Origin of the sequence: Kribbella antiqua (genome assembly GCF_004345665.1) — a bacterium.
GTDB classification, from domain to species: Bacteria; Actinomycetota; Actinomycetes; order Propionibacteriales; family Kribbellaceae; genus Kribbella; species Kribbella antiqua.
This window is the reverse complement of record NZ_SLWR01000001.1, coordinates 847341-862684: the sequence shown is the minus strand read 5'-3', so window position 1 is coordinate 862684 and position 15344 is coordinate 847341. Positions and strand designations below refer to the sequence as shown.

The 15344-nt window shown below is 69.6% G+C and carries 14 protein-coding genes; 10 read left to right on the top strand and 4 right to left on the bottom strand.

The genetic code is table 11. The features are described 5' to 3' along the window. Nucleotides 1–67 precede the first annotated feature (67 nt). Nucleotides 68–478 carry a ferritin-like domain-containing protein gene (locus EV646_RS04180; RefSeq protein ID WP_132143994.1) on the bottom strand — a complete coding sequence of 137 codons (411 nt, stop codon included), beginning with the start codon at nucleotides 476–478 and terminating at the stop codon, nucleotides 68–70. Continuing rightward, the gene (locus EV646_RS04175; RefSeq protein WP_132143992.1) at nucleotides 475–1014 is read right to left on the bottom strand and encodes a cell division protein FtsK; all 540 of its coding nucleotides are present in this window, start codon (nucleotides 1012–1014) and stop codon (nucleotides 475–477) included. The genes EV646_RS04180 and EV646_RS04175 overlap by 4 nt, the downstream gene beginning before the upstream one ends. Nucleotides 1015–1199: 185 nt before the next feature. Between EV646_RS04175 and rimP the strand changes: the two genes are divergently transcribed. The 9 genes from rimP to EV646_RS04130 all read left to right on the top strand — a co-directional run bounded on the left by rimP (nucleotide 1200) and on the right by EV646_RS04130 (nucleotide 10051). Further along, a complete protein-coding gene (rimP, locus tag EV646_RS04170) occupies nucleotides 1200–1718 on the top strand; it encodes a ribosome maturation factor RimP (RefSeq protein WP_132143990.1) in 519 nt (172 codons plus the stop codon). Nucleotide 1719: 1 nt separating this feature from the next. Then, a complete protein-coding gene (gene nusA / locus EV646_RS04165) occupies nucleotides 1720–2712 on the top strand; it encodes a transcription termination factor NusA (protein ID WP_132143988.1) in 993 nt (330 codons plus the stop codon). 45 nt (nucleotides 2713–2757) lie between these two features. Beyond that, nucleotides 2758–3096: a DUF448 domain-containing protein gene (locus tag EV646_RS04160; RefSeq protein ID WP_132143986.1), complete on the top strand. Its 339-nt coding sequence runs from the start codon at nucleotides 2758–2760 to the stop codon at nucleotides 3094–3096. Between the two features lie 134 nt (nucleotides 3097–3230). Beyond that, nucleotides 3231–6356 (top strand): translation initiation factor IF-2, encoded by a 3126-nt coding sequence (infB, locus tag EV646_RS04155; protein ID WP_132143984.1) that lies wholly within the window; start codon nucleotides 3231–3233, stop codon nucleotides 6354–6356. Nucleotides 6357–6453: 97 nt separating this feature from the next. Further along, nucleotides 6454–6894, top strand: coding sequence for a 30S ribosome-binding factor RbfA (rbfA, locus tag EV646_RS04150; RefSeq protein ID WP_199236773.1), 441 nt, complete (start codon nucleotides 6454–6456; stop codon nucleotides 6892–6894). Beyond that, a complete protein-coding gene (truB, locus tag EV646_RS04145) occupies nucleotides 6891–7784 on the top strand; it encodes a tRNA pseudouridine(55) synthase TruB (protein WP_132143980.1) in 894 nt (297 codons plus the stop codon). Before rbfA ends, truB begins: the two co-directional genes overlap by 4 nt. A 74-nt stretch (nucleotides 7785–7858) precedes the next feature. Beyond that, the gene (locus tag EV646_RS04140) at nucleotides 7859–8803 is read left to right on the top strand and encodes an ATP-binding cassette domain-containing protein (protein ID WP_132143978.1); all 945 of its coding nucleotides are present in this window, start codon (nucleotides 7859–7861) and stop codon (nucleotides 8801–8803) included. Further along, a complete protein-coding gene (locus EV646_RS04135) occupies nucleotides 8803–9546 on the top strand; it encodes an ABC transporter permease (protein ID WP_132143976.1) in 744 nt (247 codons plus the stop codon). The genes EV646_RS04140 and EV646_RS04135 overlap by 1 nt, the downstream gene beginning before the upstream one ends. A gap of 25 nt (nucleotides 9547–9571) precedes the next feature. Continuing rightward, on the top strand, nucleotides 9572–10051 hold the full coding sequence (locus EV646_RS04130; protein WP_199236772.1) for a hypothetical protein: 480 nt from the start codon (nucleotides 9572–9574) through the stop codon (nucleotides 10049–10051). On the opposite strand, the gene EV646_RS04125 is transcribed toward EV646_RS04130, so the two are convergent. After that, on the bottom strand, nucleotides 10021–13143 hold the full coding sequence (locus EV646_RS04125) for an AfsR/SARP family transcriptional regulator (protein WP_241995262.1): 3123 nt from the start codon (nucleotides 13141–13143) through the stop codon (nucleotides 10021–10023). The genes EV646_RS04130 and EV646_RS04125 overlap by 31 nt on opposite strands. Nucleotides 13144–13221: 78 nt before the next feature. Here EV646_RS04125 and EV646_RS04120 point away from each other — a divergent pair, with 78 nt between their 5' ends. After that, on the top strand, nucleotides 13222–14076 hold the full coding sequence (locus EV646_RS04120) for an LLM class flavin-dependent oxidoreductase (protein ID WP_132143972.1): 855 nt from the start codon (nucleotides 13222–13224) through the stop codon (nucleotides 14074–14076). Here the strand turns inward: EV646_RS04120 and EV646_RS04115 are convergent. Then, entirely contained in the window at nucleotides 14069–15307 is a 1239-nt protein-coding gene (locus tag EV646_RS04115) for a PEP/pyruvate-binding domain-containing protein (protein ID WP_132143970.1), read from the bottom strand. The genes EV646_RS04120 and EV646_RS04115 overlap by 8 nt on opposite strands. Between the last annotated feature and the right edge of the window lie 37 nt (nucleotides 15308–15344).

The window sequence follows — 15344 nt, the reverse complement described above, 5'->3', positions numbered from 1 at the left end:
GTGTCACGGCCATAACTGGACAGAAAGTCATTCGTTGTCGATCACTATTGTGATCGAATGACTACGCTCAGGCGTCGCCGGGGAACGCGGCCGGAGCGCCGCCCCAGGCCAGCTGAGCGCTCGACGCGGCCAGCAGGCTGTCGATCGCGAAGGTCCGGATCGCCGTGTCCTCGGCCGCCTCGACGAGATCGCCGTACACGGGAGCGATCCGCTTCTCGATCAGCAGGATGAGAGCGGTGGCGGTCGCCGCGTTCGTGACCGCCTGGGGGAGGTCGTACGCCGCTTCGGCCGCGACCGGGGTCTCGCCGGCGGCGACCAGGAGGTTGCTCAGGCGGTCCCGGCTCCGGCGGTGCTGGTCGTAGAGGTTCGTGGCCGCGCTGAAGCGGGCGCCGCGGAGCTTGCCGCCGGCGACCCCGACGCCGTACATCGCCGCGTGCTCACCGGCGAGCGCGGCCTGCAGTGCTTCGACCTGGCTCATTGGGCGGCTGCTTTCTTCTTCGGGGTGAGCGTCGTGGCCAGCTGGGTTTCGGACGCGGCGATCATCGCGAGCAGGCGGGCGGCCGGACCGGACACCTTCGCTGCCGCGGCGGCGTGCGCGGTCGCCGCTGCCTTCTCCCGCTTCGCCAGGTCGGCCAGCGCGGCGGCCGAGGTTGCCGGAAGGGCAGGCAGCTTGCCGCCGGCGGCCGGTGTCACACCGGCGGTCTCCTTGAGCTTGGCCAGGTGGCTGGCGTGGTACTTCAGCCCGGCCGCGAGCTGGGTCCGCAGGGCCGGGAACTTCTGACCGGTGCTGGTGTAGCGGAGGGACAATTGAGTCACCAGGGTGGCCGCTGAGCTCAGTGCCGCGACGATCACCGGGTCCGTGCTGGGCGTCTCCTCGGCCGGCTGACCCGCCGTGGCGTTGGAGGAGCCCGGCGTACCAGAACTGTTCGGGTGGTCGTCGCAACCGGCCAGCGCGACCGCCCCCGCGGTCAGCAGGGCTATACGGCGCGACAGGCGGAGGGGTTCGTTCGGCACGGCGGAACGATACCCGGGAGACAAGTGAGAGCGGGGTGACCGGTCCGGTGACGAGCCGGTGACTGGCCTGGGACGAGGCGGTGACATGGGCAAGGTCGTGGGCCGGATATGGTGGGCTACTGCCCTCGGTCGGACTGCCGGGCGGTGGAACGGGTGCACAACTGGAGAGAGAGGCAGGTCAACCTGTGAGCCGAAGGACTGACCACACGGACACCACGAGCCTCGAGAACTTCCTGCGGCCGATCGTCGAGCAGTTCGGCTGCGACCTGGAGGCCGCGGACATCGCACCGGCCGGCCGCCGACGATTGCTGCGCGTCCTGGTCGACCGGGACGGCGGCATCAGCCTGGACGACGTCGCCGAGGTCACCCGGGCCATCTCCAAGGCACTCGATGCCGACGACATCATGGGTGACGGCGCCTACACGCTGGAGGTCTCCAGCCCGGGCGTCGACCGGCCGCTCACCCTGCCCCGGCACTGGCGCCGCAACGTCAGCCGGCTGGTCGCGGTCACCCTGACCGCGGGCGGGAAGGTGACCGGCCGGATCAAGTCCGCCTCCGAGGAGGCGGCCGAGCTGGACGTGGACGGCAAGCCGCAGACGGTCGCGTACGCCGACGTGGCCAAGGCCAAGGTCCAGATCGAATTCAACCGGGCTGCCGGCAACGACGAAGGACCGGCCGCTGACGGCACGGTGGAGGAGAACTGAGATGGACATCGACATGGCCGTGCTGCGGTCGCTGGAGCGGGAGAAGGACATCTCCCTCGACGTGGTCGTCGAGGCGATCGAGCAGGCGCTGCTCGTGGCCTACCACCGGACCGAGGGCGCCCAGCAGCACGCCCGCGCCGAGCTGGACCGCAAGACCGGGCACGTCACCGTGTACGCGCGCGAGTTCAACGAGGACGGCACGCTCGCCCGCGAGTACGACGACACCCCGCACGACTTCGGCCGGATCGCGGCCACCACGGCCAAGCAGATCATCCTGCAGCGGCTGCGCGACGCCGAGGACGAGGTCCGGTACGGCGAGTTCTCCGGCAAGGAGGGCGACATCGTCTCCGGCGTCATCCAGCAGGGCCGCGACCCGCGCTCGGTGATGGTCGACCTGGGCAAGATCGAGGCCGTGCTGCCGGCCCCGGAGCAGGTGCCGGGGGAGAAGTACGAGCACGGCTCCCGGCTGCGGGTCTACGTGGTCGGCGTCCGGAAGGGCTTCAAGGGCCCGCAGATCACGGTCAGCCGGACCCACCCGAACCTGGTCAAGAAGCTGTTCGCCCTCGAGGTGCCCGAGATCGCCGACGGCACCGTCGAGATCACCGCGATCGCCCGGGAGGCCGGCCACCGGACCAAGATCGCCGTACGGACGCTGAACCCGTCGGTGAACGGCAAGGGTGCCTGCATCGGGCCGATGGGCCAGCGGGTGCGCAACATCATGCACGAGTTGCACGGCGAGAAGATCGACATCATCGACCACAGCGACGACCCGGCCACCTTCGTCGGGAATGCGCTGTCGCCGGCGCAGGTTACATCGGTGGAAGTCGTCGACGCCGCCGCGCGCGCCGCACGGGTCGTCGTACCGGACTACCAGCTGTCGCTGGCGATCGGCAAGGAAGGGCAGAACGCCCGCCTCGCGGCCCGGCTGACGGGCTGGCGGATCGACATCCGGCCGGATACCGATGTGACTGCTGATGGCAAGAAGGTAGACTGATCTCTCGGTCGGTCGACTGAGTCGCAACCACACCCAAAGGATCACGTGACAGTGACGGTGGAAGCGCGCCCTGGGAAGCCCAGGGAGCGCACCTGCATCGGGTGCCGGAAGCGGTCCGGTCCGGCTGACCTGCTGCGGATGACGGTTTCCGGAGGGCTTGTCCTCCCGGATCCCGCTCATCGGGCGCCTGGCCGCGGGGCGCATCTGCACCCGGTGGCCGAGTGTTTCGACCTCGCCGTACGGCGCAAGGCGTTCCCGCGGGCCTTCCGGGTCCCCGGGCCGCTGGACGCGTCGGCCGTGCGGGATTATGTCGGGCAGTGCAACAAGAATGGCAATGCAACTGAAGTAACCAAGGCGGCCACCCGGCCGCCCGCAGCGGTCTAGCGGGACCGTCGCGACGACATGAAGGCGGGTCATCGACTCATGACCACTCGATGAGTGTCTACCGATGAGTGCAATGCGATGAGCACGTACGTCAACTAACGGTCCGCGCCCAGGCTCGGACCAGAGGGAGAGTAGTGGCAAAGGTCCGGGTCTACGAGCTCGCGAAGGAGCTCGGAGTTACCAGCAAGGTCGTTCTGACCAGACTGAACGACATGGGCGAATTCGTCCGATCGGCATCCTCGACGATCGAGGCACCAGTAGTCCGCAGGTTGGCGGAAGAGTTCGAGAAGAACCCGCCGAAGAAGCGCGCGGCCAAGAAGGCCGCCGCCAGCACGTCTGCCGCGCCGCAGGCGACCGCTCCGGTCGCGCCTGCCGAGCCGGCCAAGAAGGCCGCGCCCGCGGCCCCGGCCGAGCGCCCCGCTCCGGCCGCTGAGGCGACCCCGGCTCCGGTGGCCGCCGAGCCCACGGTTCAGGAGAAGGCAGCACCGGCACCAGTGAAGGCGACACCGTCCCCGGTCAAGCCGGGTCCGCGGCCTGGCCCGAAGCCAGGTCCGCGTCAAGAGACCGCACCGGCCGCTCCGGCCGAGGCCCCCGCGGCCACGCCGTCGTTCGAGGCTCCGGCTGCCAAGGCCGCGCCCGAGGCGCCGGCTGCCGACCGGACTCCGGCTCAGCCGGCCACTCCGGCCGCTCCGTCTCAGCAGCGTCCTGCCGCTGAGTCGCCGGCCCGTCCGGCGCCGCGTCCGGGTGGCCAGGGCTCCGGCCCTCGTCCCGGCGGGCAGGGTGCGACCCCGCGTCCGGGTGGTGCGCCGCGTCCGGGTGCACCGCGTCCGAGTGGTGCGCCGCGTCCGGGCGGGCAGGGTGGTGCGCCGCGTCCGGGTGCGCCGCGTCCGGGGAACAACCCGTTCAGCTCGACCCAGGGCATGCAGCGCGGTGGCTCTCGCCCGGGCCAGGGCGGCGGTCAGGGTGGCCCGCAGGGCGCCAGCCCGGCGGGGATGCCTCCGCGTCCGCCGCAGTCCCGCAGTGGCGACGGCCGCGGTAGCGACCGTCCGCGTCCGTCGGGTGTGCCCGGTGCGCCGCGGCCCAACCCGGCGATGATGCCGAAGTCCTCGGCCGGTACGTTCACTGGTCGTCCGTCCGGTCCTGGCGGCGGCGGGGGTGGTGGCGGCGGTGGCCGCGGCCGTCCCGGCGGCGGTCCGGGTGGACCGGGCGCCGGTGCGCGCGCCGGTGGCGGTGGCGGCGGTGGCGGCTTCCGTCCGGGTGGCGGCGGCGGCCCGAGCGGCCCGCCCGGTGGCGGCGGTGGCCGTCCGGGTCCGGGCAACCGCGGCCGGGGTGGCACTCAGGGTGCCTTCGGGCGTCCGGGTGGTCCGGCTCGCCGTGGCCGCAAGTCGAAGCGGGCGAAGCGCCAGGAATTCGACAACATGCAGGCTCCGACCGTCGGCGGTGTGCGGGTCCGGCACGGCAACGGCGAGGTCGTGAAGCTGGCCCGTGGCGCGTCCCTGACGGACTTCGCCGAGAAGGTCGGCGCCGACCCCGCGTCGCTGGTGCAGGTGCTGTTCCACCTCGGTGAGATGGTGACCGCGACCCAGTCGGTCAACGAGGAGACCCTGCAGCTGCTCGGCACGGAGCTGGAGTACGACGTCCAGATCGTGTCCCCGGAGGACGAGGACCGCGAACTGCTGCAGTCGTTCGACATCGACTTCGGCTCCGACGAGGGCGACGACGACGATCTGGTCAAGCGGCCGCCGGTGGTGACCGTGATGGGTCACGTCGACCACGGTAAGACGAAGCTGCTGGACGCGGTCCGGTCGGCGAACGTGGTCGCCAAGGAGGCCGGTGGCATCACCCAGCACATCGGTGCGTACCAGGTGACCACCGAGGTCGACGGCGAGCAGCGGGCCATCACCTTCGTCGACACCCCGGGTCACGAGGCGTTCACCGCCATGCGTGCCCGTGGTGCGCAGGCCACCGACATCGTCATCCTGGTGGTCGCGGCCGACGACGGCGTGATGCCGCAGACGATCGAGGCGCTGAACCACGCCCGGGCGGCGAACGTCCCGATCGTGGTCGCGGTGAACAAGATCGACGTACCGAGCGCGGACCCATCCAAGGTGCGCGGTCAGCTGACCGAGTACGGCCTGGTGCCCGAGGAGTACGGCGGCGACACCATGTTCGTCGACGTCTCGGCGAAGTCCCGGATCAACATCGACGGGCTGCTCGAAAGCGTGGTCCTGACCGCGGACGCGGCGCTGGACCTGCGGGCCAACCCGAACATGCCGGCCCAGGGCATCGCGATCGAGGCCAACCTGGACAAGGGCCGTGGCCCGGTGGCGACCGTGCTGGTGCAGCGCGGCACGCTGCGGGTCGGCGACTCGATGGTGGCCGGTCCGGCGTACGGCCGGGTCCGGGCCATGCTCGACGAGCACGGCGACCCGGTGGACGAGGCGACCCCGTCGCGTCCGGTGCTGGTCCTCGGTCTGACCGCCGTACCAGGTGCGGGTGACAAGTTCCTGGTCGTCGACGACGACCGGATGGCGCGGCAGATCGCGGAGAAGCGGGAAGCCCGCGCTCGTGCGGCGGCCAACGCCAAGCGGCGGGCGCGCCGGACCCTCGAGGACTTCATGGCCTCGATGGAGAAGGGCGAGACCCAGGAGCTGCTGCTCATCCTCAAGGGCGACGTGTCCGGTTCGGTCGAGGCGCTGGAAGACGCGCTGGTCCGGATCGAGGTCGGCGACGAGGTCAACCTCCGCGTCATCGACCGCGGTGTGGGTGCGATCAACGAGAACGACGTCAACCTGGCCATCGCGTCGAACGCCGTCATCATCGGCTTCAACGTGCGGCCGGCCGGCAAGGCCGGGGACCTGGCCGAGCGCGAAGGCGTGGATGTCCGGTACTACTCGGTCATCTACTCGGCGATCGACGACATCGAGGCCGCCCTGAAGGGCATGCTCAAGCCGATCTACGAGGAGGCCACTCTGGGCCAGGCGGAGATCCGGGAGATCTTCCGCTCCTCGAAGGTGGGCAACATCGCCGGTTGCTGGGTGACCAGTGGCCTGCTCCGCCGCAACGCCAAGGTCCGGTTGATCCGGGACGGCGCGGTGGTGGTCGACAACACCGAGCTGTCGTCGCTGAAGAGGTTCAAGGACGACGCGTCCGAGGTCCGCGAGGGCTTCGAGTGCGGTCTGACGATCCAGGGCTACAACGACATCAAGATCGGTGACGTCGTCGAGGCGTTCGAGCTGCGCGAGAAGCCGCGGAACTGACAGCAGTCGGTGCCCGGAGCTTCCGGGCACCGGAGTAACGTCCGGAGAGGCGCGTCGTCTCTCCGGACGTTACTCATGAATGAGGGAGTGAGCCCTGATGGGTGAAGCAAGGGCGAAGCAGTTGGCCGACCGGATCCAGGTACTCGTGGCCGAATTGCTCGAGCGCCGGGTGAAGGACCCGCGGCTCGGCTTCGTCACCGTGACCGACGCCCGGCTGACCGGCGACCTGCGCGAGGCCAGCGTCTTCTACACGGTGTACGGCGACGAGCAGGCACGCGCCTCGACGGCGGCCGCGCTCGAGTCGGCCCGCGGGCTGATCCGTAGCGAGGTCGGCAAGGCACTCGGCCTCCGGCATTCGCCGAGCGTGGCGTTCTTCCTGGACGCCGTACCGGAGAGCGCCGGTCACATCGAGGACCTGCTGGCCAAGGCCCGGACGGCCGACGCCGAGGTGGCCAAGGCCGCTGCGGGCGCCAAGCCGGCCGGTGACGCGGACCCGTACAAGCACAAGCCCGACGACGAGGACGAGCCGGCCGAGTGACCGGTACCGACTTCACCTCGTCGTCCGACGGCATCGTGGTCGTCGACAAGCCGGCGGGGATGACCTCGCACACCGTCGTGGCCCGGATCCGCCGGCTGGCCGGCACCCGCAAGGTCGGCCACGCCGGCACCCTCGACCCGATGGCCACGGGGGTCCTGGTGGTAGGGCTCAATCGCGCGACCCGGCTGCTGGGCCACCTCCAGCTCGCCGACAAGTCGTACGACGCGACGATCCGGCTCGGCGCGACGACGACCACGGACGACGCCGAAGGATCGGTCGTGTCCACGGCGCCGGTCGAGGGTGTCACCGCCGAGGCCATCGAGGCCTCGGTGGCGGGTTTCCGGGGCGAGATCTCGCAGGTGCCGTCTAAGGTGTCCGCGATCAAGGTCGACGGACGGCGCGCGTACGAACGCGTCCGGGCCGGCGAGGAGGTCGCGCTGAAGGCCCGCGCGGTGACGGTCTCGCGGTACGACATCCTCGACGTACGGTCGTCGGCCGACTGGATCGACGTCGACGTGTCGGTCGACTGCTCCAGCGGGACGTACATCCGTGCGCTGGCTCGCGACCTGGGCGCTGAACTGGGCGTGGGCGGTCACCTCACCGCACTTCGCCGTACGCGCGTCGGCGCCTTCGACCTGTCGGTCGCGCACAGCTTGGAGTCGCTGGCGTCGGACTTCGCCTGGCTCCCGATCGCCGAGGTCGCCGCGGACACCTTCCCGCGGTACGACGCCGACGCCGACCAAGCCGCGGCCATCCGGACCGGCCGCCCACTGTCCGGCCTCAAACTGGCGGCTGGGCAGACCGCGATGTTCGACCCGACCGGCACCTTCCTGGCCCTCTACGAGCCCCACGGCCCGGTCGCGAAACCCACCGCTGTGTTCGTCAGCTGACGTCTGTCAGCATGTCAGCCGCCGTGTCAGCGGCGTGTCAGGTGGGTGGCGGGGCGGGCGCCGAAGCTCATCGCATGACTAGTTCAGCGATCACGGCTTCCGGGCTGCGGAAGGCATACAAGGACAAGGTCGTCCTCGACGGCCTCGATCTCGAGGTCGCCGCGGGCACGGTCTTCTCGCTGCTCGGACCGAACGGTGCGGGCAAGACGACGACGGTCAACGTGCTGACCACGTTGATGAAGGCCGACGCCGGCACGATCCGCGTCGCCGGCCACGATGTGGCGACCGAGACCAAGGCCGTACGCGCGGCGATCGGCGTCACCGGCCAGTTCGCCGCGGTGGACGAGCTGCTGACCGGCCAGGAGAACCTCCAGTTGATGGCAGACCTCAAGGGCCTGGACTCCGGCCAGAGCAGGCGGATCATCGGGGACTTGCTGGAGCAGTTCGACCTGACGGAGTCGGCGCAGAAGCTGTCGACGACGTACTCCGGTGGTATGCGCCGCAAGCTGGACCTGGCGATGACCCTGGTCGGCAAGCCCAAGATCATCTTCCTGGACGAGCCGACGACGGGATTGGACCCGCGCAGCCGCCGCACGATGTGGGACATCATCCGCCAACTGGTGGCCGAGGGCACCACCATCTTCCTGACCACGCAGTACCTGGACGAAGCCGACCGGCTCGCGGACAAGATCGCGGTGCTCGACCAGGGGAAGCTGGTCGCCGAGGGCACTCCCGCAGAGCTCAAGCGGCAGATCCCCGGCAGTCATGTCCGGTTCCGCTTCACCGAGGTCGCCGAGTTCGATGCCGCGTTGCGGGTCCTGCCCGACGCCACGCGGGACGCCGAGGACGACCTGATCCTGCACGTTCCCAGCGATGGTGGGGCGAAATCGGTGCGCTCCTTGCTGGACCAGCTCGATGCCCATTCGATTGACGTCGACGAGTTCTCGGTGCACACCCCGGACCTCGATGACGTCTTCCTTGCCCTGACCGGCCGTACCAGCACGAAGGTGGAAGCATAATGAGCGACTCGACGACGATGCTGCGTCGCAACTTCAAGCACACGGTCCGGAACCCGATCACCGTGTTCAACGCGGTCCTGTTCCCGATCGTGCTGCTGCTGATGTTCGTCTTCGTGATCGGTGGCGCGTTCGATGTCGGCGTCAAGTACATCGACTACGCGACGCCGGGCATGATCATCATGGCGATCTGCTACGGGTTGAGCGCGACCGCGACGGCGGTGAACTCCGACATGACGAAGGGGATCATCAACCGGTTCAAGGTGATGGACATCTCCCGCAGTGCCGTCCTGAACGCCCATGTCGCCGAGACCGTCCTCCGCACCCTGATCGCGATCGCGGCCATCATCGCGGTGGCGTTCGCGGCGGGATTCCGGCCGACGGCGAGTTTCCCCGAATGGCTCGGTGCGATCGGTCTCCTGGTGCTGGTCAGTCTCGCGACCGCCTGGATCACGGTCGCCCTGGGACTGTTCGCGAAGACTCCGGAATCGGCGGGGATGGCCTGCGTACCGCTGATCATGCTGCCGTTCCTGAGCAGTGCGATCGTGCCGGCCGACACGATGGCGGCCGGTGTACGGCAATTCGCGCAGTACCAGCCCTTCACTCCGATCATCGAAACCTTGCGCGGGCTGCTGCTGCCCGGTGACACGTCCACGAGCAGCGCGATCCAGGCCGTCGTCTGGTGCGTCGGGATCGCCGTGGTCGGCTATGTGTGGTCGCTCTCGACCTTCAAGAAGCGGGCCTGACCAACAGATCGAAGGGGGAGTTGTCATGCCTACGTTCGCAACGCCAGGGCCGATCGCGGCCACCGTGCAGGTCGCCGGCGCTCGGGTCCGGCTCATCGCGAGCGACCGGACCGACACCGTGGTGCTGGTCGAGCCCGTCAACGCGGCGAGCCGGTCGGACGTCAAGGTGGCCAGCAAGACCAAGGTCGCCTTCGCCGGCGGGCAGCTATCGGTCAAGACGACCGTCGCCGGCGCCAAGCACGGTTCGGTCGCCATCACGATCGACCTGCCCACCGGCTCCAGCCTGGTCGCGTACCTCGCGCACTCGGATGTCCGCGCTGACGGTTCATACGGCGAGTGCGAGCTGCACCTGGCATCGGGCCGGGTCGAGCTGGATCGGATCGAGTCCCTGGACGCGAACGTCTCCGCCGGTGAGGTCGCCATCCGCCACATCTCCGGACCCGCCGATATCAAGGGCTCCGGCGACATCAGCATTCAGGAAGCGAGCGTGGCTTCGACCAGCTGAGCCCAGCTCGTCTGTTCACCCTCCTGCGTCACCTCGGCGAACCGTTCTTCGCCGAGGTGATGCCGTGCCGCCTGCTCGATCCTGGCCGCATCCGGCAAGGATCGATCCATTTGTCCACGTACGGCGACGCTGGCGGCGAGCAGCCGAGCCGCTTGTTCGTACTGGTCGAGGCGAACCGCCAAGTCCGCGACGCCGACGATGATCTGGGCGATCAGGAGAGCCTGTCCCGCCTCGGACGCAGCCTGCCAGGCCGCAACGCGATGGGCACGGGCGTCACTGAGATCGTCCGCAAGATAGCCGAGTATGTCGCGAAGTATCGCGCGGACATGTGGCAACTCGGCCTCGTCGCCGAGCAGCGTGGTCGCGACGTCGAGTTGGTGGCGGGCCTCTTCGGCCTTGCCGCCCCACCGTGCGAGTGCCACCTTGGCTTGCGCCAGCTCGACCAGCGCATAGGGCCAGGTGACCTCTTCGGCACAATGCTCGGCCTCGGCGATGGCGGCGGCGCTAGCGTTCTGATCGCCGTTCAGCCAATAGATCAGGGCCTGGCGGGTCCGGCACCGGATGACATCCTCGGTGGCACCGACCTCTGTGATGACCGCGACCGCCTGATCATAGAGATCGCACGCACCGGCGAATTCGCCGCGCTTGGCGAGCTGCTCCGCCAGCTCGGACAGGGCGATCGAAATCCCGAACCGCTCGCCGAGCGCCCGGAACTCGGCGAGCGCCTGCTCCATCTTGGCCTCTGCCTCGCGGACGCCCTGGCCGAGCATGAGCCGCATCTTGCCGGCCTGCCACCGCGCCAGGGCGCGCACCCAGGGGTCTTCGCTGTCCAGCAACGCCTCGAACGCGGGTACGACGGCCTCCGGAGCGTCCAGCATGCGTTCCAGCGGGGTGACCAAATCCAGCAACGGGTTGCGGTGCTCACTTTGCTGGTTGAACTGATACGCCTTGTGGATCCAATCCACGCCCTGGTGTTCCCCGCCGTGCCCAGACGTCACGAAGAGCACCACCAGCGCGTACGTCATCGCGCGGACGTCGTCGGTCACCTCGCCGGGGATGTTGGTGGCCGCGATCATAAGCTCGATGCCTTCGGATCGGCGCCCGCCGAGCCACCAGTACCAGCCGGCGCCTGCCGCAAGCCGCATCGCAGCCTGCGCCTCACCGGCAGCGATCGCCCCGCGCATCGCGGCGCCGATGTTGTCACGGTCGGCCTCGAGGACGGCGAGCCATTCCAGTTGCTCGGCGCGGCGAAGATGCGGTTCCGCCGTCTCGGCGAGATCGGTGAAGTAGGCGAGATGCGCTTGGCGGGCCTGCTCCGACTCACCCGCCTCCGCCAGCCGCTGGGCGGCGTACTCCTTGATCGTGCCGAGCATCCGGTAGCGCGGAGCATCATTGCCCTCGGCAACCAGCAGCGACTTCTCGGCCAGTGAGGTGAGCAATTCGAGTACGTCGTCCGGCTGGACCTCGGCATCGACGCAGATCCGCTCGGCCGCCTCCAGGCTGGCCCCGCCCGAGAACACCGACAGCCTGCGCAGCACTGTCCGCTCGGCGTCGCTGAGCAACTCCCAGCTCCAGTCGACCATCGCGCGCAGCGTCTTGTGCCGCGGTAACGCCGTACGGCTTCCGCTGGTCAGTAGGCGGAACCGGTCATCGAGCCGGTTGGCCAGTTGATCGATGGACATCGTGCGCAACCTGGCCGCGGCCAGTTCGATCGCCAGTGGCATCCCGTCCAGCGCCCGGCACACGCGGGCCATCGTCGACAAGGTCAGGTCCCCGGACCCGAGATCCCTGCGCACCGCACCCGCCCGGTCCCGCAGCAACCGGACGGCTGGAGACGATGCGATCTCGTCGGGGCTGGCGTCCGCCGGCAGGGCCAGCGGCTCGACCAGCCACAATGCCTCACCGGTGATGCCGAGCGGTTCCCGACTCGTTGCCAGGATCCGCAGCCGCCGGCACTCTCCGAGCACTCGATCGGCGAACTTCGCCGCGGCCTCGATCACGTGCTCACAGTTGTCGAGGATCAGTAGCGCCTCCCGCTCGCGGATCGCGGCAACGAGCCCGTCCGTCAGGTCAGCGCTCGGTCCCGCCCCGAGCAGCGCATCCCGCAGCCCGAGCCCGGTGAGCGTTGCCTGTGCGACATCACCGTCGGCGCCGATGGCGGCGAGCTCCACCAACCACACCCCGTCCGGCAGGTCGCCGAGGAGCGTACGCGCGGTTTCCGTGGCCAGCCTGGTCTTGCCCGAGCCGCCCGGCCCGACCAGGGTGGTCAGCCGATGCTCCGCGATCAGCTCGCGGACCACGGCGACATCAGCGTCCCGGCCGACGAAACTCGTGAGCTCGGCACGCACGTTGGTCTTCCGGTTCTCGTCCCGCTGCCCCAACTCGCCTCGCAGCAGCGCGACGTGCAGGGCCGACAACTCCGGCGAGGGGTCGACACCCAGCGCGTCGGCCAGGGCCTCTCTCGTGCGCTCGTAGACGAGCAGGGCTTCGGAGCCGCGGCCCGCTGCCACCAGGGCTCGCATCAGCGCGGCCACCAGCGGCTCACGCAGCGGATGCGCGGTCACCGCGTCGTTCAGTTCGGCGACCACGTCCGCGCTGTGGCCAAGGCTGACCTCTGCCTCGAACCGATCCTCCATCGCCGTCAGGCGCAGCCCTTCGAGCCGCGTCACCGCCGAGTCGAACGCTTCGCTGTCCTCCAACCCGACGTCCTGCATCGCCGCGCCGCGCCACAACCCGAGAGCTTCGCGCAACAGCCGGAGCCGCCCGGACCCCTCCTCCTGGCGGGCCTTCGCGAGCAGGCGCTCGAAGCGCAGTGCGTCGACGTCGTCGGTGCTCACCGTCAGCCGGTAGCCGCCCGTCAGACCCTCGATCAACCCTCCGGGCAGCGCCTTCCGCAGCCGGGAAGCCAAGCGCTGCAGGGCATTCGCCGCGTCGGCCGGCGGGTTCTCACCCCAGATCCAGTCGATCAGCGTCGCCTTCGAGACGATGCGGCCTGGTTCGAGGGCCAGGGCGATCAGCAGTGCGCGCAGCCGGGCGCCCGGCACGTCGGCCACGATGCCGTCGGCCGTACGAACTTCGAATGACCCAAGCATCCCGATCTGCACCCGCCGATTCTCCCACGGCACCCCGGCCGCCCCGAGATTGTCGGTGGGCCGTCCTACGGTCGATTCATGAAATACGGATTTGTGATGGCGTATGGCGATGCCCGGGCGGCCGCGGAGCTGGCGGCGATGGCCGAGGAGCACGGGTGGGACGGGTTCTTCGTGTGGGAGTCGATCTGGGGGATCGACGCCTGGGCGATGCTGGCCGCGGCGGCGATGACGACCGAGCGGATCCGGCTCGGCACGATGCTGACGCCGTTGCCGCGGCGGAAACCGTGGGACGTCGCGGGGCAGACCTCGACGGTGGACAACCTGAGCAACGGCCGGGTGACGCTGGCAGTGGGGCTCGGGGTCGCGGGCGAGGAGCGGTTCTGGTTGTTCGAGGACGACCCGGGACGCAAGGTGCGGGCCGAGTTGATGGACGAGTCGCTGGCGATGCTGCAGCAGTTGTGGCGCGATCAGCCGTTCGAGTTCGCCGGCAGGCACTACCGATCGAAGAAAGTCGCCGAACTCATGCCGCCCGCGCCGCCGCCACCGGTTCAGCAGCCGCGGATCCCGACCTGGGTCGTCGGCGCGTGGCCACGGCCGAAGTCCATGCGCCGGGCCGCGCTGCAGGACGGCTGGCTGCCGAACTACGCACCGATTGGTGAACAGCCGGGGGAGTGGACGCCCGAGCTGCTGGCCGAGGGTGTCGCCTGGATCCGGCAGGAGCGCGCCGCCAACGGCCTGACCATGGACGGGTACGACGTTGTTGCCGAAGGCACGACCGCCGCTGACGACCCGGCAGCCGCCGACACAGTCCGCCCTTGGGCCGATGCCGGCGCCACCTGGTGGATCGATGCCGACTGGTCCTCGATGGACCCCGCCACCGTCCGCCCCGCTGCCGAACGCCGCCTCAAAGCCGGCCCACCCCGGGTCAGCTGATCGCCTGGACGGTGCCGGTGTTGCCGTCGAGGGTTACGGCCTGGCCGTCGTGAAGCGTGGTCATCGCGTTGGGGACCCCGAGTACAGCGGGGATGCGGTGCTCGCGGGCCACGATCGCGGCGTGGGAGAGCAGGCCACCGGTCTCGGTGACCACTCCGGCGACGACGCCGAACAGCGGTGTCCAGGCCGGGTCGGTGAACCGGCAGACGAGGATGTCGCCTGGCCCGATCCGGTTGAAGTCCTCGGGCCCGCGGACCACCCGGGCCGCGCCTTCTGCGACGCCCGGGCTTCCGGCGGTCCCGCGCAGACTCCCCGCGGCCCCGCGCAGGCTCGCGGCAGTCCCGCGCAGGCTCGCGGCGGTCCCGCGCAGGCTGGCTGAGGTGCCGGTGTGGGCTGCGGTTGGCAGAGAAGCGGTGATCGGGCGGGCCTGGAGCAGCCAGACCTGATCGTTCTCAACAGCGAACTCGATGTCCTGCGGGCCACCCAAGCTCTCCGCGACCTCGTGGCCGAGCTGCGCCAGTCGCAGGAGCTGCCGATCGTCGAGGCACAGCCGTCCGCGGTCGTCCGCTCGTACTTGGGAGGTGACAGTCCCGTCGATGCGTGTCTGTTTGTCCCCGGTACGGCGTTCGAGCACGTCGTGCCGGGTCACGGTGAAGTTGTCGGGCGTTACCAACCCGCGGACGACGGATTCGCCCAGCCCCCAGGAGGCCTCGATCACGGTCCTGGGCTCACCGGTGAAGAGCACTCCGGCGACGTCGGCGTTGATGTGGCGCTGGACGATCACGGCCATCTCGGGTGATGCGTCGCTGGGCGTGCGGTACGCGACCGCACGGGGTGTCCACATCGACGCCCAGACGGCCGGCAGCCGTTCGGCGACTGCTGCCGCTCCGGTGACGCCCAGGAAGGAGTCGTGCAGTCCGGCGGCCGATGCGACCGCCGTGTCCTCGTTCGACCCTGACGAGCGTACGGCGACCATGTTCTCGCCGATCTGCGTCATAGCATCCGCCAGCTCGTCCAGCAGGCCCGACGGCAAGGGCTGCGAGGCGATCAACCGACGTACGTCGTCCGGCCCAAGCCCGCGAAGGCTCAAGCCGCTCGTCACCGCCCGGTACACGTCGACAGGTACGACGAAGCCCGGTGGAACTGGGAATCCAGCGCGGATGAGCTGACCGAGTACGGCGGCCTTCCCGCCGGCCTGCTGCGGAGTGGCGTCGGAGAGGCTGACGATCAACGAGCATCCTTTCAACACGATGTTGACAACATTGTGT